Raw genomic sequence first — 21,619 nt, 5'->3', positions numbered from 1 at the left:
ACACTTCCCATGAGTATCGATGAGTATCTCTGGCCTTCTTCGATTCCGCTAAATTCTCGGTGAAACCCCCGTGCACTCCGGCCGCGCAAGCGCACCGCTAAGTCAAGTAAACGGAGCTACGGAAGAGACTCGGAACGTTATGCGATAAGCTTACGCTAGATTGCATAGGGTTGCGCGATTGAGAGAATCCGTCGCTAAGCAGCATCTCGGTTGTCGACCGGCGAGGTAAACAACTGCTCAATCTCGCTAGCTCCGATGAGACGGAGGAAGTCACAGTTGCGTGCCGTTTGCTGTCGAAGAATGGCGACAAAGCACCGGCTCTCTGTCTTTCAAATCACCAATAAACGGATTGCTCAAACGAGTTAGTGAGGATTCTAAAGACAGACCAGTTCACAGTCATCCTGATTGAGATTGCAAGCCGAAACGTGCCTCTCTCGCGCTAGCTGTTGCTAACTCCGCTATCCAACCAATAAACTGAGCCAACGGGGTGCAGAAGCGCCCGGATGGAGCACTGCCGAGCCGGGTTTTATGTGGATGTGTTCCTTGTGGAAGACATTCATCATCGGCCTCCGTCATGCCGGCAAAGTTCGGCCAACCATTCTCCGACCGCTAACGGATCGAAAACGGTTTTAGAGCAAGTTCTTGCCCGGGATAGCAGGGGAGGAGATCCACACATGACCGGACCGGCCGTTATGGAAAACGTGCGCCGCTATCGCGCGATAGCTTCGTTGTGCCGTCAGTCCGCCGCATTTCGGCCAATCCAACGGGACTCATTGCTAGCGCAAGCTGCAGAGTGGGAGGAACGCGCGATCGCGGAGATCGAGCGATACTTCAGTTGTTCTGCTGCACGTCCTGCTTGATTGCGCGCTCGACGATGAAAAGAACCCACCGTCTGGCCAATAGGTCGGCCAAACGATCCAGTCGCGCAAGCGGCCGCGCTGGGAATTCATCGGCGGGAGCGTCGAATAGAACGCTCAAACAGCTTCGTGATCTCCGCCAGCACATCCCGGGCCCTCGTCCAGCCACCGGATAGCTCAGCTCTATTGCTTCCGCCCTCGCCGACGCTGTGCCAAGGGCGCCGTTCCGTTGCCCGGAGGGATGATGCCTTCGCATTCGGCAAGAAGGAGTCCTTGGTTCGCCACCGTGCGTCGCGGTGCCATGTAAACATTAAGCCCTAAAGCCGACCGTAACAAACGCGGTTTACCCGCTTGTTGCAATTTGCATCCTTTCTTGTTCCATTTGCCCTCGTGCTTGGTGGGATCAAGCACCATGATCGAGTCACTTACCTCAACAAACCAAAAGCTGCTGCGCGGGCTTTCGCTTCGGGATTGAAAGACTGAGAGAGGACGAGCGGTTCGTTGCCGTCGATCCGGAGCTGATGTTCAAGCAAGAGATCGCCCGTGTTATCGACAAGCGGATGAGTAACCCGGAAATCTGTTATTGAGGTGAGTTCATCTCACCCAGTAAATTGTTCGCGCCAATCATTTTTGCGCTTGAACAGCTCACTCGGGCGACCTCCGGATTCCGTTCTCAGGAGCCCGGCGCTCTTGTTCCCGCTGATAGTTGAAATATCGCGCTTTCTCCGAACCAGACTTCGTGCCGAAGCAAAACGCAACGTCCGCTGTGCGTTGAGCCTTTCGGCACAGCCGAGCTAGAGTATCGCTGCGGATTCGCAGCAATATGCTCTATGTCTCCGCCATAAACACTGCCAGCGTGTTCTCGAATGATCTTGAGATCTCAACCACCGGCCGGCTCGTCAACCAGCGCGTATGGCGGGACGGGGGAAACTCGATGGCGCCGAGTTCAGGGGAGGGCAGTATATCCGGCGAATCGCTGGCGATGCGCGTAGTACCGGCCCTTAGTCGCGCTCGTTCTCATTTCATTTGCCTCGGAAGCGCATTGTGTATCGGGTAAATTGTTGGTGCGCTGAAACATGAAGCTTGCCATTTGTACCGACGAGGTCGCGGGGGCTCCCGCCGATTGAGTGTTCCGCGTTGATGGGAAGCCTAGCTGCCGGCATGCTGAGAGCTAAGCATCAAGACGTCACCATTCCGATCCGCTCCCGCATTGGCTTCGAGATAGCGCCGCGAAGTGCCGGACGTCCGCCTGCGGTGCTGGGTTGGCGCCGCCAGTCTCCGTCTTACCGTCAAGGTCGAGGGACAGGTTGAAGTTATTGCGCAGCATCGGGTTTGCGGGTTCCGCCGCGAGAGCTTGGCGGTAGAGTTCTTGGGCCTCCCGATGTCGGCCCTCGTGATCGAGAACAACCGCTTTGGCATTCAATGCGCGCAGGTCGCCAGGGGCTGCCAATAAGATCCCGTCGAGCACCTCAAGCGCATCATTCGGGCATTTGCGTGCCAGCAAAGCCCGCGCAAGAGGAATCGCGGCATCAACATTGTCCGGTCGTTGCTTCAGCGCATCGCGCAAAGCCTTCTCGTCAGCATCCTGGCCGAGAGCGCGAGCGATGCGCTCGCGCATCGCTGGATCGACATCCTTGGCCCCGACCAGCTCTGCCGTAGACGCCGGCTGCTGTGAAAGACTCGAGTTGTGCGAGTTAACGCAACCCGCGAGCAGCACAAAAGCAAGCATGGGGAGAAAGGCCGAGCACGAATGGCGACGAAAGTTACGCCAGCGCCGCAGAACGGTAATCTTACATGAATTCATAAGCGACCTCACGACCCCAAACCCGTGCTCGTCAGCCGGCCGCAGGGAGGAGGTCACGATGGCCGCCTATAGGAGTCTTGTCCTTGCCAGGCGCAAGTTTGACCGAGCCAATCGGCTGGACGGTGAAATCCGAGGCGAGATCCTGGTAGGAGAGAACAGGTAAGTCTATTCCATTGCGGGTGAGAAAGCCCCGGACGAAGCGCCGGATATCCATCGAGCCCAGGATAACTGGCTGGTTCTGGCTCCGTGCGATGCTCGCATGGATCTGGCGAAATTGTGAAAGCAGCATCTCGCTTTGCCGGTCCTCCAAAACGAGATACGGACCGACAGCGGTCTCGCGCACCGCACTGCGCACAATATCCTCGGTCTCGCGCTCAACGATAAAAGCCGCCACAACACGATGGGCGTTGGCGTAGCGGTGACAGATCTGCCGCTTCAGAGCGGAGCGCACATATTCGGTGAGTAGTACGGCATTTTGTTCCCGTTCGCTCCATTCTGCAAGCGCCTCCAAAACCAAACGGGTGTTCCGAATCGGGATGCCCTCGTCCAACAAGCGACGTAGGACATCCGCGATGCGAGGGATCGGTGTCGTGCGCAGCACCTCTTTCACCAGATCGGCATATTCCTGCTCCATCCGGCCAAGCAACTGACGCGTTTCCTGAATGCCCACCAGGCGCTGTGCATAGCGTGTCAACGTTGACTGGACCCGCAAGGCGATAATTTCGCTCGGACGGTAGTGTCCTATTCCGGCAGCTTTGAGAGCAGGCGCATGGGCTTGTTTGATCCATATCCGATTCGTGTCTTGGTCGTGCCAAAAGGGGATCCCGCTCAAATCAATGTTCGCCACGTCGTCATTAAGTAAGAGTTGTGTAGGGTCAATGGCGCCCTCTTCCACGGGCACTCCTTCGACATCCACCCGGAATTGCGATTGGGCCAGGTGCTTTGCGCTTTGGGCGGGAATGCGTGGAATTGTGATGCCGAGATCAGCTGAAACCAATGCCGAAACCCGAGCGACGCACTGCTCGAGTTCCCCTACGTCGATTGCTTGCATCAGGCTCGGCGCTAGCAACAGCGTAATTGGAAGTGCCTCCGCGGGCACGGCTTGCTTCTGACCCTGTGCGGAAGCGGGAGCCGAACCGGTGGGACCGGCGCCGGCTTTGGGAGCGATCTTGCCCTCTTGCACGCTAACCTTGAGAAGGCTGGCGGCGGAGAAGAGCGCGGCCAGTATGACAAAGGGGGGCAAAGGGAAGCCAGGAACGAGCCCCATCACAAGCAAGACACAGGAGGCCAAGCGTAGCGCTTGCGTGCTGGCCATAAGTTGGTTGACGATATCAGCGCCGAGATTGAGTTTGGAAGGACCGTTGACACGAGTAACAATGGTTGCTGCGGTAATTGACAGCAGCAGGGCCGGAATCTGCGAAATGAGCGCATCACCGATCGTCAGGATGGTGTATTGATGCATCGCCTCCTCGAGGGACATGCCCTTGGAGAGCGATCCGATCGTGATGCCACCCAGCATGTTGATGCAGATGACTATGAGTCCGGCTATGGCATCGCCCTTCACGAATTTCATAGCGCCATCCATCGCGCCGTGCAGTTGGCTTTCTCGCTCCAGCGCGCCGCGCCGGCTGCGGGCTTCGTGCTGATCGATATGGCCGTTGCGCAGCTCTGCGTCGATCGCCATCTGCTTTCCCGGCAGCGCATCGAGCGTGAAGCGCGCCGATACCTCCGCCACCCGTTCGGCACCCTTGGCGAGAACCATGAACTGCACCATGGTCACGATCAGGAATATGACAATGCCGACGGCGATGTTGCCGGATATGACGAAATCGCCGAACGTATGGATGATGCTGCCGGCATCGCCCTCGGCTAGGATCAGTCGCGTCGTTGCAACGGTAAGAGCGAGACGAAAGACGGTGGAGATCAGGATGACGCCCGGTAGGGACGAAAAGTCGAGAGGCGTGTTGAGATACAGGGCTACCATCAACAGCAATATGGCAAACCCCAGATTGAAGCCGATCAGCATATCGATCACGATGATCGGGATCGGCATGATCATCATTCCGATCGCCAGAAGAAGCATCAACGCGACCATCAAATCCGGGTGAGCCGGCGCGCGCGTGATGAGATTTCGTAGAAGGTTGGCCATGAGAAGCCTTATTGTTGTTCGATTGCAGCTGTGCTGCCCCGCAACAAAACATAACGTTTGAAGGCGGCTTGCGCTTCGGTCATGCGGCCAGCATGACGCAGGGCGTGGCTGCGCATCAGCATCAAGGGCAGACACGAAGACGGCTCGTCATCCAGTTTGTCAAGCTTGTCCAATACCGACAGTGCTTCGTCACCGCGACGCTCCGAGATGAGAGCGTAGGCCAGGATGCGGAGCAGGCCGATGTCTTGGGACTGTTCGTGAGCGACCAGCCGCAACAGAGCCAGGCTCTTGGCGCTCTGTCCGCACGCAAGGTAGACATAAGAAAGCACGCAGAGCAAATCTCGCTCCGGCCCGGAGATCAGCTCGACAGCGCCGGCTTCGGAAACGCGCTGTGTAGATGTGAAGTGTTGCACTTTGTCTGGCCCGGCCATCGCTAGCCTTTGATCAAGCCGTTGTGACTCTGCCGGAGCAGGATTAATCGCTGCAGCTCCAGTTGCAGAAGCGCGGCCCCTTCACGTGACACCAAATCCTCTGGCGCGGCTGATAGCGTATCAGCCAAACGCTCCAGAAGAAGGCCGTGTTGCTCTGGACGCAGAACATGCGAATGACGTAAGCGCGGCGTCACGAAGGAGAGCAGACCGTGCGCGAGATTGGGCTCATTAAGCCAAGCGAGTTCCGAGCCTGGCTCGACCTGACCTGGCGGGGCGCGCGCCTCGTCGAGATTGACGCGCGAAACTGCATCGATCGAACTGAGCTCGAGCGCGCTCTCGATCGTGGCGTCCACCAAGGGATCCAGCACGTCGCTGTGACGAGAAATTGAGGTGTGGCTCTTGTTATCATTGCCACGCGTCCGATCAATCGCGATGGACTTGCCTCGAGAACTAACGGGCGTGATGGCAAATGCATGATGATCGACGTTTGGCTCCTGAAAAGAGGTGCCAGGCTTGACGGGATTCGGGGGCAGCCTAGTCATGGCACTTTGCTTCCTTACCTGCGGCCTAAAACGCTAATAGCGTAGGGTGGCAAGCCGACCATCCCGGCTCAGCAAAACACGCCCTTCCTCAATCCCGCAGACGGTCCATCCATTGCTCAAGAGCGCGCCGACGAAATACTTTTGACCAGCAACGACAATATAGGGTTGGCTCCCGCGCCAAACAGCTTGGACTTCAATTGCTGGGGGCGTCTTCTCAACCTTGATGGCGACCGCATTGACAAGCGTATAAGCGCCATCGCTATTTTGATCAAACCGCTGCTGGACGTCTCGCCATGTGGCGAGCGAGGCGGGCGTAACGGTGCCGTCGGCGGTGACAACGCCCGCCCCAGAGCCGACCTTGATGCCGACAAGGCCCGCTCTGTCAACTTCCTCTTGCAGCCGCTCGGCAGCTGCATTGGTGGCCAAAGCATCAGGAGCGCTGAGCGCCAGCGTGGGTGCAATCGTCGTAGCAGGGGACGACCGACTTGACGCCACGGTGGTGTCGGTCTGGACAAAACTGGATGAGACTGCGCCAACCGCGGCAGAGCTGATCAGGACAAAAGTGAGAACGGCGAGCGATATACGCCGCCGGTCGATGGAGCCAGCTTGTTTGTAGTCCTCGATCGTCCAGCGAATGGACATCGCCCCGGCATGCAAAACGACAGGAAGAGGGACAACAATGGGCTCATTCGCTAAAACAGTCTCGTGCCCCTCGATCCTGACGTCCCTCGCAAGGGCCTCGATCTCGATTGAATTGGAATGCGGGGTGACACGGAGATGGTGCGGTTCGAGGCCTTGTTCGACGAAGATTAAGTCTGCATCGAGGCTGCTGCCAATCAGACACGATCCGATCCCCACTTTACTTGTCAGCCCAGAATAACCCCCCGACAGCACTTCGAAATGCAAGCAATTTGGTTCATTCACGGTCAGTTTCCTGAATAGCGAACGGGACCGTACGGCAAAACCGTACGGCCCGTTGCGACTTCACAGACAGCAGCCGGGGAAAGTGGGGCGGCGACGCCGCCCCATCTCATCCCTTACTGCACCCGCTCATCGGCCGCTTTTTTGATAGTCGAAAGCTCAGTCGAGACAACGCGAAGTTCCACATCCCTCTCAGCAGCCTTTGTGCTGGTCGCAGTCAAAGCGGCGATTTGCTTTTGGAATGCCGCCTCTCCAGCAACTTCAGCAGTGGTGGAAGCTGCTGCAGCAGTAGCGGTGCCGGCTACCCCACCTGCAGTCGAGGTACCAGACGCACCAACTCCTTTACCCATACTATTCTCCTGTTTGCTCGATTTCGCCGCCACGTGCGGCTCCTATTTCCTAACGTCGCAACATGCGACGTCAGGAATCCTCCTCTGTCTCGGCCATGACATCGTCGAAACGGCTCATTGCACTATTCGCAAATTGGAGAGCAACGGCTCCCAGAGCGACGTTGAACGCTTGCTGCATAGCGGCTTCATGCGAGTTACCGCCCGGAGTGGACGCGCCGCCGTTTACGGGAATGTTTGCATCAGGCGATCGGCCATGATCGTCGCGCTCGCCTGGCTTGTGAGATCCGTGTTTGCCGCCGCTTTTGCCGCCAGCTGCATGGAGGTCAGCATCAACGTGCCCAGCGGCGCTAGAGCTCGTAACGCGCATCGGGTTCTCCTATGTCAATTCGATGTGCCAATGGAGGCAGTTTCCACCCTCCACTCTGCATGCATTAGCTTTCGACAAGCTGACGAGTCGTAGAAAATACAATGAGCCGATGGTGGATCGTCATCAAAAGCCTTCACCAGCAGAGCGTATTTGAAAGGTCACCGGCGAAAGCTGGAGATCAGATGGTTAAGACAAACAATCGTTTGGGGAGCTTGATCTCATCGCGTCGAAAGCGTTCAGTTGGCGAAATATCAAAGCCGCCACTAATATAGCGTTTTGGGCTGGACGTGCTGCAATCTCTGGCTCACGTCCTTTTCGACGCCTCCAAGCTCTTTCGACAATTTGCTTGCGGTCAGGCGATGCGGCACGGAGCTTGACCTCGTCGGGAGCGAGGCTGAAAGCCAGAGTGACGGCCGATTCAGCGGCCAGAGCGGTCCATCGGCCTGGGGGGGGGGCCATGGCAGATCCTTCAATCGCGACCCACTTTCACGGAGACCGAGCAGGAGCGCGCTACTCGAGAAAGAGCCCTTTGGATCAATGTGCTCTCGATCCTTGCGTAACCGGCAGGCTCCGCGGCTGTGGCCGGTCTGTCGGGTATTGTTACTGCCTCGCGGGTTGACAGGCGGCGTATGCAGTCAATGGAACTTCAAAGCGACAGACTGGATTTGAGGTCGGAGTCGAACGACCGAGTGCGGCCAACATAGTTTGTGCGCAATGAAAACCCGAAATAAGTTCCTCGGATTCGGGGGCGGCTCAAGTATGCTGGTGGAGCTTGCGCGACCTACTGCTCGGCAGAGAGGCCCAACCGCGCGGAGGCCGCGCAAGCGCCGTTTCCGGCGTGATCCTGAGAAGATAGCGTCGCTCCGCCTAGGCGTTAGCGCCTGCAGTTTGCAAGCGCTCCGATTCGATGCGAGCCTTCAGGTTATTCAAATAATCCTGCGCGTAGGACTGGGCCACTGAAACCGGCAGGTTGATGCCGGCAGTCGCGGCTTCTTGAATTGCCTGCTTCACCAAGCCCTCTCGCATTGCTAATTTGACCTCAGGTCCGGCGATGCAGCCCACCGCCTGTGCCGCAAGGCTCAGCCCGGCTTCTTCCAGCGCTTGCTTTATGTTGCCGCCACTGATGGCAGTGTGAAGAAGATTTGCAGCTTGCGCCTCGGCTTCGAGCACCATTGACGCCAGATCGGCCAATTCCCCCAAGCCTGGAATGAAGCCAAGTACACCGACTGCTGTCGCGGCCCAGTCGAATACCTTAGAGCCAACTTTGAGCACGTCATTAAGTGCGTGCATGAAGGCGCCACCGTTCTTTTTGGGAGACTTGATGTCGGGCTGGTCTGCCACGCCAATCGTCATGTCCGCGACCGCGTCCTGCTCGGCAGGCGTTCGGACGGCATGCGTCTTCACTTGGAGGACGGTGCGGTTCGCACCCGACATGTTGTTGAAGAACTGGTTGAAGTCGCTGTTGCTGATGTTGCCGGAATCGACCGTATGCCCGCCGCCGAAGTCGAAGAACTTATGGTGGGTTTTGTAGCCGGTAATTGCGTTGTTCATCAACCCGAACAACACAGGATCGGAGAGCAGCTGGGAGGCCGCCTTTCGCACCTCGGGCGCGAGGCTCTTATTATCGACCATGCTCGCCAGCTTTTCCCGGGTCAGATCACCGTTCCTGAAGAAAGCGTTTTGGTTCTTGTTGATCGTATTGAGCGTATCGAGCTCGGCTTGCGTGAGATTCATCGATGATGAAGCAATCTGCAGGAAGTCCTCTTTGTGGACCTTGTCTATCGAGCCACCATACAACTGCGTCCATTCATCCGGGTGATCGAGGAAGTATTGAGCGGCCGCAAGGACCTGTGGCGGGCATTTGCCGGTTTTGGCTTCGCCGTCGACGATCCGCTTGAAATCCGCAAGGCTTAGGTTCTTAGGCAGGTTGTCGGAATACCGATAGAGCTCGCGCAATGCATCGGTCTGGGTCATAACCGATGGCTCGGCATTCCGGGTGCCGTCGGAAGGGATGTAGTTTTGCGTATAGCTCTTTGCCCGCTGCTCCTGGAACGCACCAACCTGAGGGTGGTGATCGGAGAAGCCGGAGAGATCACCTGCTTTAATCTTCCCGCCGCAGCGGCCGTCACCTTGCGAGCCTATCGCATAGAAGAGCTCTGGGTCCTGTTGCAGAGCCTCGATCGCCGCTTTTAGATCCGCTCGTGTGGAGGGATCGTTGGCCAAATCTCCAAGAGATTTCCAATCCAGCGGGCATTTGTCTTTGTGTCGGTTCAGTACCGACACGATCTGCAGCTCGGCATCAGTCAACGTGCCGCTGTTCCACGTGATCCTTGAGCTTTGTACGGGTGCCTCTGCAATCTTCGGTGCGCTCGCAGCGGAGGAGGACTCCGTGGAGGATGGCTCTGGCGGCTGCTGACATGCGTCCAGTGCGGCCTTGATCTCCGGCGGGAGGATGTTCCGCACCTCCTGCGTGAGTTCCTCCGTCAGCTGCTTGGCTGAGTCGGCAGCTGCCGGATTCTGCGGTGCGGAATGGTCATCGACCTTGTCTTTCAACGAGAAAATAGCCAGCATCGCCTCGAAACTTGAAAGATCCCGCGCCGATGAGGGCCCGGGCGCCAGCCCGGACAAAGTGGAGCTGGCGGTTAGCGACAGGTTGTTGACTGACATTCTACGTCCTCTGATTTGAGATCGCACCACAAGCCGGTCATGTGGCGCAGCCCGAGAGTCGCGACGAACAACGAGCAATAAATGTTGATAGGATCGATGGCTCCTACCACTTGCTTCCGATTGCTCAGTGCGCCCCAGCGCTCAGTTCCGCTACAATCTATGGGCACATCGCCGTCTAGATGTTCACGCCGTATGGTAGGTTCGATTAGCTTTCCAAAAGCTGACGGCATTCAGAGGTTTCATAACGAGGCGCGAAATGAAAGTGTGAAAGGCGGTGATGGTTCTTGATATCGGAATCGGCTTGCCTGTTTGGTTTCGATCGCTCGCCTCCACGCCAACTAGGTCGAATCAATGAACCCGAGTCTGCCGCTCTGCGGATGGTCACGTGCGCTGATTCCTGCAACAACGTCGCAGGTCTCCGCAGCATCTGATGGTGAAATCACCCACGCCTAGCGACCTCGCGCCTGCCCAACGAGAGTGTTGGGGCCTGCCCCGATGAGACCAGAATGATCGTATGAGATTGACTGGCGTGGGTGCTCGAAAAAGTCCGACGGTATTGTGCGGACCATGTTGCCCCGAGCGGATCGAAGCACAGCTGCGCCTGGCATTCTTTATGTCATCATGCTTATCCGCTTCGCGAGTGTTCGCTCGAACCTACAGGCCAAAAGGGCAGAGTTTAGGGATGGTTTGATACGAATAAACCTTCTTCTTGCCATTCCGCCCTGTGAGGCACACCCAGGTTGGAGAACGTGGTTGTCCGGGCAGCCCTAGTCGGTATGAGGTCGCGGCCTCTTAGCAGTTCGATCTGAGCAGGCGCAGCGGTTTGGCCAGTGAAGACCCACTCGTCCCTGGCGCGACGGCCGTTCGCCATGGCGAAATCTCCAAGTTCCGGCGGAGCAACCGCTGCGGGCAACGCGAGCTCCGCTGGAGATGGTCCAGCGTGAGGTGACCCGGATCTTGCCAAACAGGTCGTTGCCGAAATCGGACGCGTCCACGCGGTGCTTAGAGATCGGCTGTTGGGAATTGGTCCGCTCGCCGCCGCTCAATGCTCAACACGCGATGATCTGCCTCCGAGTTCCTGCCAAATTAGGTCCTGGCTGTATTCGGGTACTTTATGCAATGCGACTCTCTCGGACCGGCGGGCGACGAGGACGAGTGGGACGCTGGGCTGTTGTCCGCCGGGCTTAGCGAGTTGAAGTTCATCCTGTTCCTCCCTTTGGACAACGGAGGGGCTTTCATTCTTATGCGATGAAGCTCATTTGCATGGCAGAGTTCGTAGAGTTGTTCAAAAGCTCGCACGAGGCGCTAAAGCGGCAAAGCACGGTCACCGATGCTGCTGGCCAGGACTCTGGTTCGCATCAGTGGCTCCGGCCTGGACGTTTATTGCGCCGCCGTGCGGCATCGGCCATCTACATATCCGCGCTCTGACAATGGCAGCAGTAGCTTTCGAAAAGCTGACACAGGGCATAAACAGACGCATTGCACCTCTTCGTAGGCGATCTGTTGTCATCAGGTCATTTCTTACCTGCATCGGGTATGTGGACCATGCCGTCTTGATGTGGTGCCTCCGGCGAAGGAGCGTCATTCGGTCGTCCTTCGCGAATGACCACGCTGGAGGATCCCCGAAACAGCATCAAAACCGACTCGTGCGGTGGCTTTTCGTCACCGCTCGGGTTTCGCCGTGCCTGTGCCTCCGCCGCAAGTCCTTTGAGTGTTTGCTCCACAAGCGCGACAAAGCGGGGTGGACCAGAGGCGAAGACGAGGCCATCTCCCGGTACGGCTCTCACGATGTAACGCTCGTCGGAGATGTTGAGCGCATCGAGTGCCGCCTTGAACGCATCAAAGCTGATTGGACGCAAGACCAAAAGGCGGCTTTGCGCCTCATGCGCGTCGGATACATAGAGCACCAGCCCATCGTAGTACCATTGAAGATTGTAGAGATTGATCAACCGTTCGAGGAACTCTCGCGGTGGGAGATCGGGCATTCGCCCGCGAATCCGCCCCTTCACCCCGGTGCTGACGTTGACTCTGATATTTAGGTTGTTGCCGAATTCCTGCAGTGCGGCCGCGAGGTCCTGATCCAGAACTGTGTAACTATAAGGCGTCGATGGCAGCGCCAGGGGAGCGCCAGGCGCCTCGACGACGCCCAAGCAAATGAAAACACCAGCATAGAGAAGTTTCTTCAAGATGTGCCGCCTTGTGGATAGAATGAGCATTCCCGCTATTTTTACGCTTGAGAACAAGCACGGGAATTTGTCCCAAAATTTGGAAGCCGCTGCTCTGTCGCAAATTGGAAGCTGACCGTGATCATTAGATGACAGCTGCTCGTCAGTTTTTGGTCAGCTTGTGCCTCTAAAGTGCCGGCCCGTTCGTGTGAACCGACGGCTCACCTCACTACGTGACAGAAATGACTTCCTCCATGTTGTTTGGCATTACGTCGATCCCTGCCAACTCCGTCGAGTGTGCCTCCAGCGGCTGTTCGCCGGCACACGCCCAGTTTGATGAGAGTCTTGCGCAGGCGGCCTCGAACCAAGGTGCCGCCTCTTCTGTGACCGAGCGCGCGCCAGCTCCATTGCTGCCGGAAGTACAGCGCGCAGTCATGTCGGCGAGTCCGCTCGGCGATCGCGTCCTTCAGAGCATTTCTACTATCCATAAGGGCAGACCATTTCCGTCGGGTGCAGTTTCGCCGACGCTCGTCGGCGAGCCGGATCCTACCAAGGGTCTCCAGCCTGGGCCGGCAGCGCAACCAGTCTTGCCTGCACAGCAAGTCGAGGTACATCCAGCGGGCAAACCGGAAGGTGCGGATCATTTCGACTCTGCGCTGGCGAATCTGCGGGATGTTTACAATGGCGTCATCCAGGTTTCGCTCCTCTCCAAGGGGACAGGTGCTGTCAGTTCATCTCTGAACAAGCTTCTATCGGCGGGCTGAGCGGGCCGTTGGCTGTCTTGACGAAAGACAAGATCGGTAGCGGCTGCCCCGCAAGAAAGCGGCTTCATGCTCTCGCCCTGTTGCCGCTTTTTCTGACCCTCGCCGGTTGCAAAGCCGATCTGTATACCAAAGTGCAAGAGCGCGAAGCCAACGAGATGCTTGGGCTGCTCCTGAGCAAGGGCGTCGATGCCATCCGTGTTGTCGGTAAGGATGGGACCAGCACAATTCAGGTGGAAGAAAAGCAGCTCGCCTACTCAATCGAGCTTCTGAATGACCAGGGCTTGCCGCGCCAATCCTTCAAGAGCCTTGGTGAGGTGTTCAAGGGAGCGGGCCTCGTTGCCTCTCCGGTTGAGGAGCGAGCCCGCTACGTCTATGCTCTCAGTGAAGAATTGTCGCGCACGATCAACGATATCGATGGGGTTCTCTCCGCGCGTGTTCATGTCGTTCTGCCGAAGAATGATCTTTTGCGACAGGATGCAACCCCGTCTTCGGCGTCGGTGTTCATTCGATACGCCTCGAGCGCGAAGCTCTCAGCCTTGCTGCCGCAGATCAAGATGCTCGTCGCCAACAGCATCGAAGGTCTATCATACGACAAGGTGGCGGTCGTGTTCGTGCCGGTTGAGCGGGCTCAGCATGAGGTCTCAGTTGTGCCAGCGGCAGCTTCCGCCGAACCAACCAAGTTCATTGCAACCCACGTTGCCGTCGGTGCAGGAGGTGGGCTCGCCGCGTTGGGCATTCTATCTTACGTGCTGCTGAGCACACGTGGGCGACAGCTTCGTCAATCCTGGCGCAAAGTGACAAGTCTCGGCAGAGATGCCAGCAAGCCAGCGGTCCAGTCCGCCGGCAAAAAGCTCTCCTCCGATCCGAAATAGCGGCAGCAGGTCCGTATCGATGGCATCCACTAACCCAAGTGTTTCACTCAACCCGCATTCCGACCGCCTGCGCGAGCTTGCCGCTTTGATCCATCCCAGCCGGTTTGCCGGCCATCTTGATGGGCTCCTGTCGGCCGCCACAGTGCTGCAGTTGCAGAAGTCTCCGAGACTGCAGCAAAGACTGGTCGAATTGCTGCTAGGTAGTGAGCTGGTTTCGAACGGAAGCGACTGGGGTAGGGACGTTCTGCTCGGGCATGATCCGCGTCGGGCGGCGCTGCTCGCGGGCAGTATCTGGCATGCCCGTTCGGTGCTTAAATTTGTGTCGAGGCATGATGTAGCGAGTCTGATCGAAAATATCGGTGCCGAAGCACATGCTTTCGCAATCCGACACTTATCCAGCGCCGTCGCAACCACATCGATTGACGATCCGCAGAAGCTGGCGAGCCAGATTGAACATGACGGCTGCGCCTGCCTTGGCGCTTGGCTCAAGGACGCATCAGAGCTTGACCGTGTGCGCGTTCTTTTCCGCTTACCTGTGGGGACCACCGCCGAATCCCCAGCAGCCGAACACCACAATTCAGCGGGTCAGTTATTGCCTTTGGTGGTGGCCCACTTGGCCACGGAGGAGCCAGCGGCATGACGGCCGATGAAACAATCCTGCCGGATAGCCCGCGGATTCGGCCGCTTGGTCCGCTCATATCAGCCGCGGAACTTGGCATCTGGTACGATGCGGTGCAGACGCGCGCGCTAGCCGAGCGATACCTGCGGCAGGTTCGCAGTTGGGCAAGGAAGGCCTATCAGCAGGAGCGGGAGCGCGGGCACTGCGAGGGTCTAAGGTCAGGCTCGGACGAAATGGCACAGCTGATTGCCCGAGCGGCTTCCGATGTGGCCCGGCGAAAAGCCGTTCTGCAAGAGGAGTTACCACAGCTCGTCATTGAGATATTGAGCGATTTGTTGGGCTCCTTTGATCCGGGTGAGATGTTGGTAAGGACCGTTCGTCACGCCGTCGAGAAAAGATATGGCAGCGCAGAAGTATGCCTTCACGTGTCTCCTGTGAACGCTGATGCACTAAGGCATGAATTCCTGGCGTTCGACGGAACGAATGGTCGCCCGAAAGTCAGAATTGATCCGGACCCTGCCGTGGGGCCGGACCAGTGTGTTCTGTGGAGTGAGTTCGGCAGTGTCGATTTAGGACTTGCCGCGCAGCTCCGCACATTACGCATCGGCCTTAATCCTTCTTCTCAGGAAAGCTATCCGTGACGACGCAACGATCAGGCCATGATCAAGCTGGCGGAGAAGCAGATGTGCATGCGGCGATAGCATCTCTGAGATTTGCAGCAAAGGATGTCGATACGCGTGCCGTGCGGGGACGGATCACGCGTGCGATCGGCACCTTGCTCCATGCCGTGTTGCCAGGGGCCCGTGTTGGAGAACTTTGCCTGTTGCAGGATCACGCTTCCGGATGGTCACTTGAGGCGGAAGTCATCGGTTTGCTGCCGGACGGGGTGTTGCTGACGCCCATTGGCGATATGGTAGGCTTGTCCCATCGCGCGGAAGTGCTCCCGACCGGGCGCATGCAGGAAGTGTCAGTCGGGCCCGACCTGCTCGGCCGCGTGATCGATAGCTTCGGCCGTCCACTTGATGGCAAGGGGCCGATAAAGACGATCCACACTAGTCCGCTCCGCGGCAAGGCGCCCAACCCGATGAGGCGGCGTGGCATCGAGCAACCGTTTCCGCTCGGCGTTCGCGTGCTGGACGGACTTCTGACGTGTGGCGAAGGTCAGCGGATCGGAATCTATGGAGATGCCGGTTGCGGTAAGTCGACGCTGATGTCGCAAATTGTAAAAGGCGCGGCCGCCGATGTCACCGTGGTTGCGCTCATAGGGGAGCGTGGACGCGAGGTGCGTGAATTCATCGAACGTCACATTGGAAATGCCCTCGCTCGCACGATCGTTGTCGTTGAGACATCGGATCGATCGGCAATGGAGCGGGCGCAATGCGCTCATATGGCGACCGCACTCGCCGAGTATTTTCGTGATCAAGGTCTGCGGGTCGTTCTGATGATGGATTCGCTGACGCGATTTAGCCGTGCGATGCGCGAAATCGGCCTTGCCGCCGGCGAACCTCCCACCCGGCGCGGCTTTCCGCCTTCCGTCTTTGCGCTGCTTCCTGGTCTGTTGGAGCGAGCCGGTATGGGCGAGCGGGGCTCGATCACGGCATTCTATACCGTGCTTGTCGAAGGTGACGGCACGGGCGATCCGATCGCGGAAGAGTCGCGCGGAATTCTCGATGGTCATATCATTCTTTCGCGCGCGTTGGCCTCGCGAGAGCATTTTCCCGCCATCGACGTGCTGTCGAGCCGAAGTCGTGTCATGGATGCGGTCGCCTCTGGTCCACATCGCAAGGCGGCATCCGCCTTCCGCGATCTGCTCTCGCGCTACAATGAGGCTGAGTTCCTGATCAAGGTCGGTGAATACAAGCCAGGCAGCGATCCACTGACTGATCGGGCAATCGAGTCAATCGAGGAACTGCGCGCATTCTTGCGCCAGGGACAGGACGAGCCGTGTAGCTTTGAGGAGACCGTTTCATGGATGTCGCGTCTGACGGCCTGAATCTCGTACAAGCGTCAAAATTGCGGCTGGTGAAAGACATGAGAGAGCGAAGCGCGCTTCGTGAATTGTCGAACATGGAAGACAGGCGCCAAATGGCGGTCGCAGCGCTGCAGCGAGCGTCTGAGAATCTTAAAGGCGCTGAGAATCGTCGCGCCAAGGCCGAAGCTGAACTTTATCAGGAGCTGGTGTCCCTCGAGATGATGTCCGTGGCCGAGCTCGATCGTCGCTGTCAAGTCGTCCTTGGGCGGCTGGCAGCAGAGATCGAATCGGCACGCCAGGCGCGTGAGCAGGCGCGCATCGCGCATGAGCAGGCCGAGCGGGCAGTGAATGAGGCGCGCACCATATGGGCCAAGCGGTCGGCGGCGAGCCAGAAATGGCAGGAGATTGAGGGCGATGTCCAGCGCACTACCGCTGTCCGTTCGGAGTTTGCAGCCGAAGTCGATGCCGACGATGAGGTTTTGCTCCGATATCAGGGTGGTTCGCGCAGCCAGACGGTCGATGGCTCGAACTAATGGCTGGTTCTCTTACCGCGTCGCGAGCTGCACCCGCGGAACCTGTCGATAAATGCCATGGGTGAACCCGCACTATTTCAGCCAGCGGCAAAGCTGTCGCATGAAGTGGTCTCCTGGCTCAACGAGACCGCCGCACCGCGCACGGTTCTGCAGAGCCGCATTGGCGATAAGCCGCTGTCGATCCGTATGAGCCGGCTTGTTTGGCAGGCCGAGCCATATGCCATGTCGGTGCTCGACTGCGTATTTTGCGCCGGAGGCGAGACCGCTGTGTTGTCCTTGCCCCGCCTTCTCGTCGAGGCACTGATTTCAACGGTCCAGTCTGGCCTTACTTTACCTTCCGACCCAACCCGCTCGCTCCTTCTCGAACTTGCACTGGAACCTTGGCTCGCTCCACTCGAGATCGCGCTTGCGCGGAATTTGCAGCTGATCTGCGTCGAAGACGCAACGGCCAAAGACCCCTATTTGGAGTTCGACGTTACTTTCGGGGCGCTGGCGGCCAAGGCCCGCCTGTTCTTGTTCGAGCCTCTTGACGGTCTGGTTCCGTCTGCGTTTCGTGTCTTAGGCGAGCTGATCGGCCAATCACCGCGAGATTTAGGTAAGAGTTCTTCGGAATTGCCGGTCGTAATTGCGAGAGAGATCGGCTCGCTGCGCGCGCCCATCAAGCTTCTTCGCCAAGCACAGCCCGGCGACGCACTGCTGCCCGAAGTCATTCCCTTTGCTCATGGCCAGCTCATCCTCGCTGCGGACAAGTTGTGGGCGCCGGCGCAGGTCGCGGGCGACAGACTTATCCTTCGGGGACCATTCCGCCTGCAGTCCCATCCTCTAAGGTATGCAAATATGACGATACGCCCACAAGCTGAACAAGCAATCCCGCTCTCGGAAGCCGACATCGACAGTATTGAGATCACGCTTGTGTTCGAATGCGGCCGCTGGCCCATCCCGCTGGGTACGTTGAGAAGCATCAACGAGGGGCACGTGTTCGAGCTTGGCCGGCCGGTGGACGGTCCGGTCGATATTGTTGCCAATGGTCAATTGATCGGCCGCGGCGACATCGTACGTGTCGGTGAAGCGTTGGGCATCCGGTTACTTAGCAAGTTGGCGGTCAATGGTTGACATTCAACCGAGCATCCTTGCGCTTGTTGCGGCGACCGCCGGTCTTGGCCTGCTGGCGTTCGCAGTTGTCACAACAACGGCGTTCATCAAGGTTTCCGTCGTTCTCTTCCTGATCCGCAACGCGCTCGGCACTCAGTCCATACCACCGAATATCGTTCTGTATGGTGCTGCATTGATCCTTACCGTGTTCATAGGCGCCCCAGTATTCGAGCAAACCTACAACCGCGTGACCAATACGCAACTTCGTTACCAAACCGCCGATGACTGGTTGACCGCCGCCAAGGAGGGGAGCGAGCCGCTGCGCGCCCATCTCAAAAAGTTCACCACTGAGGAGCAGCGCACGTTCTTCCTGTCGTCGACGGAACATATCTGGTCGGAGGAGATGCGCGCCAACGCAACAGCCGATGATTTTGCGATCCTCGTGCCGTCTTTTTTGATCTCGGAGCTTAAGCGTGCGTTTGAAATCGGTTTCCTTCTCTATCTTCCGTTCATCACGATCGACCTTATTGTGACGACAATTCTGATGGCCATGGGCATGTCAATGGTATCACCAACAATGATATCCGTTCCTTTCAAGCTCTTTCTGTTCGTCACAATCGACGGCTGGTCGCGGCTCATGCACGGATTGGTCTTAAGCTACGCATCCCCGGGGGGGTGAGATGGACGAGGCGAGCATCCTCACCCATCTGAGCCGATCATTAGTCCTGTTCATGATCTGGGTTCTACCGCCGCTCCTGGCAGCCCTCGTGGCCGGATTGGGTATTGGCATCGTGCAGGCAGCAACCCAGCTCCAGGATCAAACCTTGCCGCTTACCGTGAAGCTCCTCGTCGTCGTCGCCGTGCTCGTTCTGTTTGCTCCGGTGCTGAGCGCGCCGCTGATCGAGCAAGCCCAGCATGTCTTCACTGAGTTCCCCGCGCTCACAGCGAGGTATTAGTGCGCGCGGAACGCAGGCCTGTCTAAGTTTCAGCTATAGCGTCGCGTTTGTTGGCGTTCATTGCGAACCACAAAAGGGCGAGTTCGTCAGCTTATCGAAAGCTCGCCTCACTATTCTGAGACAGATAAACATCCGAACTGTCCTGTTCGGCTCTATGAGCCTGCCGTATTCGGAGGAAGAATGACCCCATTTGGAATTTCTATCCGTTCGATTCAGGTTTGCTTACGATGTGATGGAATTACCTGCTGAGACCTGGTCCTCGATGCACAGCCTGGCGAGTTGTCGACGCAAGTGAACGGGCAAACCGCGTTGATTGCAAGCGGCCCCACGAGTCTGGCATTCTGGTGAATGAGCCTACGAATGAAGGTGCCGCTCGAGACCGATCTCCATAGACTGCGAAATTGATGGAAGCTTTGAGGCCCTCGGATCTTCAAACCGCGCTCGGTGAGAGCGGAAGAAGCGTGGCTTGCAGGCGGCGCGAGATTTCGCCGGTGCTCTCATCGAATGGTCATACCTCTGCGCCGGATGGCTGTAGTCATATGGATAGTTGAAGCCGAAGTCATCTGCGAGGCCTGTCGCTCTGCAACCGCTGGGACACGAGATCTGCAGAGTTCTTGACGTCTCACACCATGACGACGTGAGTGCGACGGTTGCATTGGCTGAAGGAACGACGAGCTGAGCTCAAATGGATGCCTTGTCAGCCACCGAGACGCAAACTCTGATTCAGACTGCTGTCGAGTTCGTCGTTGCGGCCGGTCTTGGCGCGGCCCGGGCCCTCGGGATTATGCTGGTTCTTCCGGTATTCACGCGACCGCACATTGGCGGGATTATCCGCGCAAGCGCGACGGTTGTGATTGGATTGCCGTGTTTGATGCAGATCAGGAACGGCTTGCAGACACTAGATCCGGGCACCCGTATGGTTGCGGTCTCGCTCCTCGGTTTGAAGGAGATATTTATCGGCCTGCTGTTCGGGTTTCTGCTTAGTATACCACTTTGGAGCATCCAGGCCGTTGGTGACATCATTGATACCCAGCGCGGCATCTCCAGCCAGGTGGACGATCCTGCGACACGCAGTCAAACCGCCGCGATGGGGCTCTTTCTCGGGACTGCCGCGGTTACGATCTTCGTTGTATCAGGGGGTCTGCAGACCATGGTCAGATGCCTCTATGGAAGTTATCTGATCTGGCCCGTGTATCGGCTGCTACCGCCCCTGACCCAGCAAGGGGCAATGGAGTTTATCGGGCTCCTCGACCATATCATGCACACGACCCTCGTGGTCGCCGGGCCCGTGCTGGCTCTGCTGCTTCTGATTGACGTATCCCTCATGCTGCTGGGGCGCTTTGCGCCGCAAATCAAGCTGAACGATCTCTCTCCGACCATCAAGAATGCCGCCTTTGGCACCATCATGGTCAGCTACGCCGTCTTCCTGATCGAATATATGGGAGCAGAGATCATTCGGTTCAACGACGTGCTGGAGTGGCTCGAGAAGTTCTTGAAATGAACGACACGAGCGAAGAGAAAAACCTTCCACCAAGTCACAAGAAGCTGAGGGACGCGCGTAAGAAAGGGCAGAGCCCGCGCAGCGCCGACTTTGCGACCGCGGCAAGCCTTTGCGCTGGTTTCGGTTGCCTGTGCTTCAGGGCCAGCTCGATCGAAGACGGATGGCGCGAAGCCGTGCGGCTCATCGACAAGCTGCAGGAACAGCCCTTCAACAGTGCGGCCCGGAAGGCGTTGCTCGGATTGATAGACCTTTCTATAGCAGCCGCGGCCCCCATCCTAGGTGCGGCGGTGGTTGCGGCGATTCTGGCCGGTGTCTTGGCCGGCGGGGGGCTAACGATTTCGGTTGAGCCGCTTAAACCCAGCTTTGAGAAATTGGATCCCGTCAAAGGGCTGAAGCGGATTGTCTCCCAGCGGTCGGCTGTCGAGCTTGGAAAGTCTATCGTCAAAGTTTTGGTTCTTGGCGCTACGTTCGTTTTCACTGTGCTCGCAAGTTGGAGGGCACTGGTATACTTGCCCGTGTGCGATTTGAGCTGCTTTGGTTTTGTCTTTAAAGAGCTCAAAGTGCTGATCGCGATCGCTGCCGGCGCTCTTCTGATTGGCGGCTTGGCTGATCTGCTCATTCAGCGTTGGTTGTTCTTGCGCGACATGCGCATGACGCAGAGCGAAGCCAAGCGCGAGTCCAAGGAACAGGATGGTAATCCGCAGATCAAGGGTGAACACCGCAGGCTCCGCCGGGAGTCGGCGAACGAGTCTCCGCTCGGCGTCCATCGGGCGACATTGATACTGACGGGGCGAGCGACATTGATTGGGCTGCGCTACGTTCGGGGCGAGACCGGCGTTCCGGTACTGGTGTGCCGCGGCGAGGGCGAAACGGCTTCACAGTTGCTGGCGGAGGCGCGCGCCCAACGTCTGAGCATTGTCGAGGATCATGTGTTGGCCCGTCAGCTGATCCGAAAAGGTACGATGGGCAAGGCCGTTCCGATGGAGTGTTTCGAGAGGGTTGCAAAGGCAGTCTTTGCCGCCGGCCTCGTTTAGCGTCGCGCAAACATCGATGCGCT

21 protein-coding genes are annotated in these 21,619 nt (G+C 57.9%); 12 read left to right on the top strand and 9 right to left on the bottom strand.

Annotation, left to right across the window (positions count from 1 at the left end; genetic code table 11):
* Nucleotides 1-674 precede the first annotated feature (674 nt).
* Nucleotides 675-860 (top strand): hypothetical protein, encoded by a 186-nt coding sequence (locus EAV90_RS40530; RefSeq protein ID WP_122405457.1) that lies wholly within the window; start codon nt 675-677, stop codon nt 858-860.
* Between the two features lie 422 nt (nt 861-1,282).
* Here EAV90_RS40530 and EAV90_RS41965 read toward each other — a convergent pair whose 3' ends face one another.
* From EAV90_RS41965 to EAV90_RS14355, 9 genes are all read right to left on the bottom strand, one after another.
* Nucleotides 1,283-1,441, bottom strand: a complete 159-nt coding sequence (locus EAV90_RS41965) for a hypothetical protein (protein WP_488226160.1) — start codon at nt 1,439-1,441, stop codon at nt 1,283-1,285.
* Between the two features lie 602 nt (nt 1,442-2,043).
* Nucleotides 2,044-2,586, bottom strand: coding sequence for a tetratricopeptide repeat protein (locus EAV90_RS14390; RefSeq protein WP_129143726.1), 543 nt, complete (start codon nt 2,584-2,586; stop codon nt 2,044-2,046).
* 106 nt (nt 2,587-2,692) lie between these two features.
* A complete protein-coding gene (sctV, locus tag EAV90_RS14385; RefSeq protein WP_129143725.1) occupies nt 2,693-4,810 on the bottom strand; it encodes a type III secretion system export apparatus subunit SctV in 2,118 nt (705 codons plus the stop codon).
* Between the two features lie 8 nt (nt 4,811-4,818).
* On the bottom strand, nt 4,819-5,241 hold the full coding sequence (gene sctY, locus EAV90_RS14380; RefSeq protein WP_129143724.1) for a type III secretion apparatus assembly chaperone SctY: 423 nt from the start codon (nt 5,239-5,241) through the stop codon (nt 4,819-4,821).
* A 2-nt stretch (nt 5,242-5,243) separates the two neighbouring features.
* Nucleotides 5,244-5,783, bottom strand: a complete 540-nt coding sequence (locus tag EAV90_RS14375; RefSeq protein WP_129143723.1) for a hypothetical protein — start codon at nt 5,781-5,783, stop codon at nt 5,244-5,246.
* 33 nt (nt 5,784-5,816) lie between these two features.
* A complete protein-coding gene (locus EAV90_RS14370; RefSeq protein WP_129143722.1) occupies nt 5,817-6,707 on the bottom strand; it encodes a SctD/MshK family protein in 891 nt (296 codons plus the stop codon).
* 113 nt (nt 6,708-6,820) lie between these two features.
* Nucleotides 6,821-7,087 carry a nodulation protein NopA gene (locus EAV90_RS14365; protein WP_245509513.1) on the bottom strand — a complete coding sequence of 89 codons (267 nt, stop codon included), beginning with the start codon at nt 7,085-7,087 and terminating at the stop codon, nt 6,821-6,823.
* A 1,201-nt stretch (nt 7,088-8,288) separates the two neighbouring features.
* Entirely contained in the window at nt 8,289-10,088 is a 1,800-nt protein-coding gene (locus EAV90_RS14360) for an HrpF/NolX family T3SS translocon protein (protein ID WP_283810469.1), read from the bottom strand.
* A 1,514-nt stretch (nt 10,089-11,602) separates the two neighbouring features.
* On the bottom strand, nt 11,603-12,304 hold the full coding sequence (locus tag EAV90_RS14355; protein ID WP_129143721.1) for a secretin N-terminal domain-containing protein: 702 nt from the start codon (nt 12,302-12,304) through the stop codon (nt 11,603-11,605).
* A 203-nt stretch (nt 12,305-12,507) separates the two neighbouring features.
* On the opposite strand from EAV90_RS14355, the gene EAV90_RS39485 reads away from it, so the two are divergent.
* From EAV90_RS39485 to EAV90_RS14300, 11 genes are all read left to right on the top strand, one after another.
* Complete coding sequence (locus tag EAV90_RS39485) at nt 12,508-13,017, top strand: nodulation protein NolB (RefSeq protein WP_164936935.1); 510 nt, start codon at nt 12,508-12,510, stop codon at nt 13,015-13,017.
* A 17-nt stretch (nt 13,018-13,034) separates the two neighbouring features.
* A complete protein-coding gene (gene sctJ, locus EAV90_RS14345; protein ID WP_129143793.1) occupies nt 13,035-13,889 on the top strand; it encodes a type III secretion system inner membrane ring lipoprotein SctJ in 855 nt (284 codons plus the stop codon).
* Nucleotides 13,890-13,908: 19 nt separating this feature from the next.
* Nucleotides 13,909-14,529: a nodulation protein NolU gene (locus EAV90_RS14340; RefSeq protein WP_129143720.1), complete on the top strand. Its 621-nt coding sequence runs from the start codon at nt 13,909-13,911 to the stop codon at nt 14,527-14,529.
* A complete protein-coding gene (sctL, locus tag EAV90_RS14335) occupies nt 14,526-15,149 on the top strand; it encodes a type III secretion system stator protein SctL (RefSeq protein WP_129143719.1) in 624 nt (207 codons plus the stop codon). The genes EAV90_RS14340 and sctL overlap by 4 nt, the downstream gene beginning before the upstream one ends.
* Nucleotides 15,146-16,501, top strand: coding sequence for a type III secretion system ATPase SctN (gene sctN, locus EAV90_RS14330; protein ID WP_129143718.1), 1,356 nt, complete (start codon nt 15,146-15,148; stop codon nt 16,499-16,501). Before sctL ends, sctN begins: the two co-directional genes overlap by 4 nt.
* Complete coding sequence (locus EAV90_RS14325) at nt 16,477-17,013, top strand: hypothetical protein (RefSeq protein WP_129143717.1); 537 nt, start codon at nt 16,477-16,479, stop codon at nt 17,011-17,013. The genes sctN and EAV90_RS14325 overlap by 25 nt, the downstream gene beginning before the upstream one ends.
* 57 nt (nt 17,014-17,070) lie before the next feature.
* Nucleotides 17,071-18,126: a type III secretion system cytoplasmic ring protein SctQ gene (gene sctQ, locus EAV90_RS14320; protein WP_129143716.1), complete on the top strand. Its 1,056-nt coding sequence runs from the start codon at nt 17,071-17,073 to the stop codon at nt 18,124-18,126.
* Nucleotides 18,119-18,784, top strand: coding sequence for a type III secretion system export apparatus subunit SctR (gene sctR / locus EAV90_RS14315; RefSeq protein WP_129143715.1), 666 nt, complete (start codon nt 18,119-18,121; stop codon nt 18,782-18,784). Before sctQ ends, sctR begins: the two co-directional genes overlap by 8 nt.
* A gap of 1 nt (nt 18,785) precedes the next feature.
* Nucleotides 18,786-19,061: an EscS/YscS/HrcS family type III secretion system export apparatus protein gene (locus EAV90_RS14310; protein WP_129143714.1), complete on the top strand. Its 276-nt coding sequence runs from the start codon at nt 18,786-18,788 to the stop codon at nt 19,059-19,061.
* 685 nt (nt 19,062-19,746) lie between these two features.
* Complete coding sequence (sctT, locus tag EAV90_RS14305) at nt 19,747-20,562, top strand: type III secretion system export apparatus subunit SctT (protein WP_122405444.1); 816 nt, start codon at nt 19,747-19,749, stop codon at nt 20,560-20,562.
* A complete protein-coding gene (locus tag EAV90_RS14300; protein ID WP_129143713.1) occupies nt 20,559-21,596 on the top strand; it encodes an EscU/YscU/HrcU family type III secretion system export apparatus switch protein in 1,038 nt (345 codons plus the stop codon). The genes sctT and EAV90_RS14300 overlap by 4 nt, the downstream gene beginning before the upstream one ends.
* Nucleotides 21,597-21,619: the final 23 nt, after the last annotated feature.

Source organism: Bradyrhizobium vignae, from assembly GCF_004114425.1.
Lineage (GTDB): Bacteria > Pseudomonadota > Alphaproteobacteria > Rhizobiales > Xanthobacteraceae > Bradyrhizobium > Bradyrhizobium vignae.
Note: the sequence above shows the minus strand (reverse complement) of the source record. Positions and strands in the feature narration are given on the sequence as shown.

What these genes read in the sequence shown, in the direction of transcription:
- EAV90_RS40530 (WP_122405457.1), top strand. Translation starts at nt 675, where the DNA reads ATGACCGGACCGGCCGTTATGGAAAACGTGCGCCGCTATCGCGCGATA.
- EAV90_RS14390 (WP_129143726.1), bottom strand. Translation starts at nt 2,586, where the DNA reads ATGCTTGCTTTTGTGCTGCTCGCGGGTTGCGTTAACTCGCACAACTCG.
- sctV (WP_129143725.1), bottom strand. Translation starts at nt 4,810, where the DNA reads ATGGCCAACCTTCTACGAAATCTCATCACGCGCGCGCCGGCTCACCCG.
- sctY (WP_129143724.1), bottom strand. Translation starts at nt 5,241, where the DNA reads ATGGCCGGGCCAGACAAAGTGCAACACTTCACATCTACACAGCGCGTT.
- EAV90_RS14375 (WP_129143723.1), bottom strand. Translation starts at nt 5,783, where the DNA reads ATGACTAGGCTGCCCCCGAATCCCGTCAAGCCTGGCACCTCTTTTCAG.
- EAV90_RS14360 (WP_283810469.1), bottom strand. Translation starts at nt 10,088, where the DNA reads ATGTCAGTCAACAACCTGTCGCTAACCGCCAGCTCCACTTTGTCCGGG.
- EAV90_RS14355 (WP_129143721.1), bottom strand. Translation starts at nt 12,304, where the DNA reads ATGCTCATTCTATCCACAAGGCGGCACATCTTGAAGAAACTTCTCTAT.
- EAV90_RS39485 (WP_164936935.1), top strand. Translation starts at nt 12,508, where the DNA reads ATGTTGTTTGGCATTACGTCGATCCCTGCCAACTCCGTCGAGTGTGCC.
- EAV90_RS14340 (WP_129143720.1), top strand. Translation starts at nt 13,909, where the DNA reads ATGGCATCCACTAACCCAAGTGTTTCACTCAACCCGCATTCCGACCGC.
- sctL (WP_129143719.1), top strand. Translation starts at nt 14,526, where the DNA reads ATGACGGCCGATGAAACAATCCTGCCGGATAGCCCGCGGATTCGGCCG.
- EAV90_RS14325 (WP_129143717.1), top strand. Translation starts at nt 16,477, where the DNA reads ATGGATGTCGCGTCTGACGGCCTGAATCTCGTACAAGCGTCAAAATTG.
- sctQ (WP_129143716.1), top strand. Translation starts at nt 17,071, where the DNA reads ATGGGTGAACCCGCACTATTTCAGCCAGCGGCAAAGCTGTCGCATGAA.
- sctR (WP_129143715.1), top strand. Translation starts at nt 18,119, where the DNA reads ATGGTTGACATTCAACCGAGCATCCTTGCGCTTGTTGCGGCGACCGCC.
- EAV90_RS14310 (WP_129143714.1), top strand. Translation starts at nt 18,786, where the DNA reads ATGGACGAGGCGAGCATCCTCACCCATCTGAGCCGATCATTAGTCCTG.
- sctT (WP_122405444.1), top strand. Translation starts at nt 19,747, where the DNA reads ATGGATGCCTTGTCAGCCACCGAGACGCAAACTCTGATTCAGACTGCT.
- EAV90_RS14300 (WP_129143713.1), top strand. Translation starts at nt 20,559, where the DNA reads ATGAACGACACGAGCGAAGAGAAAAACCTTCCACCAAGTCACAAGAAG.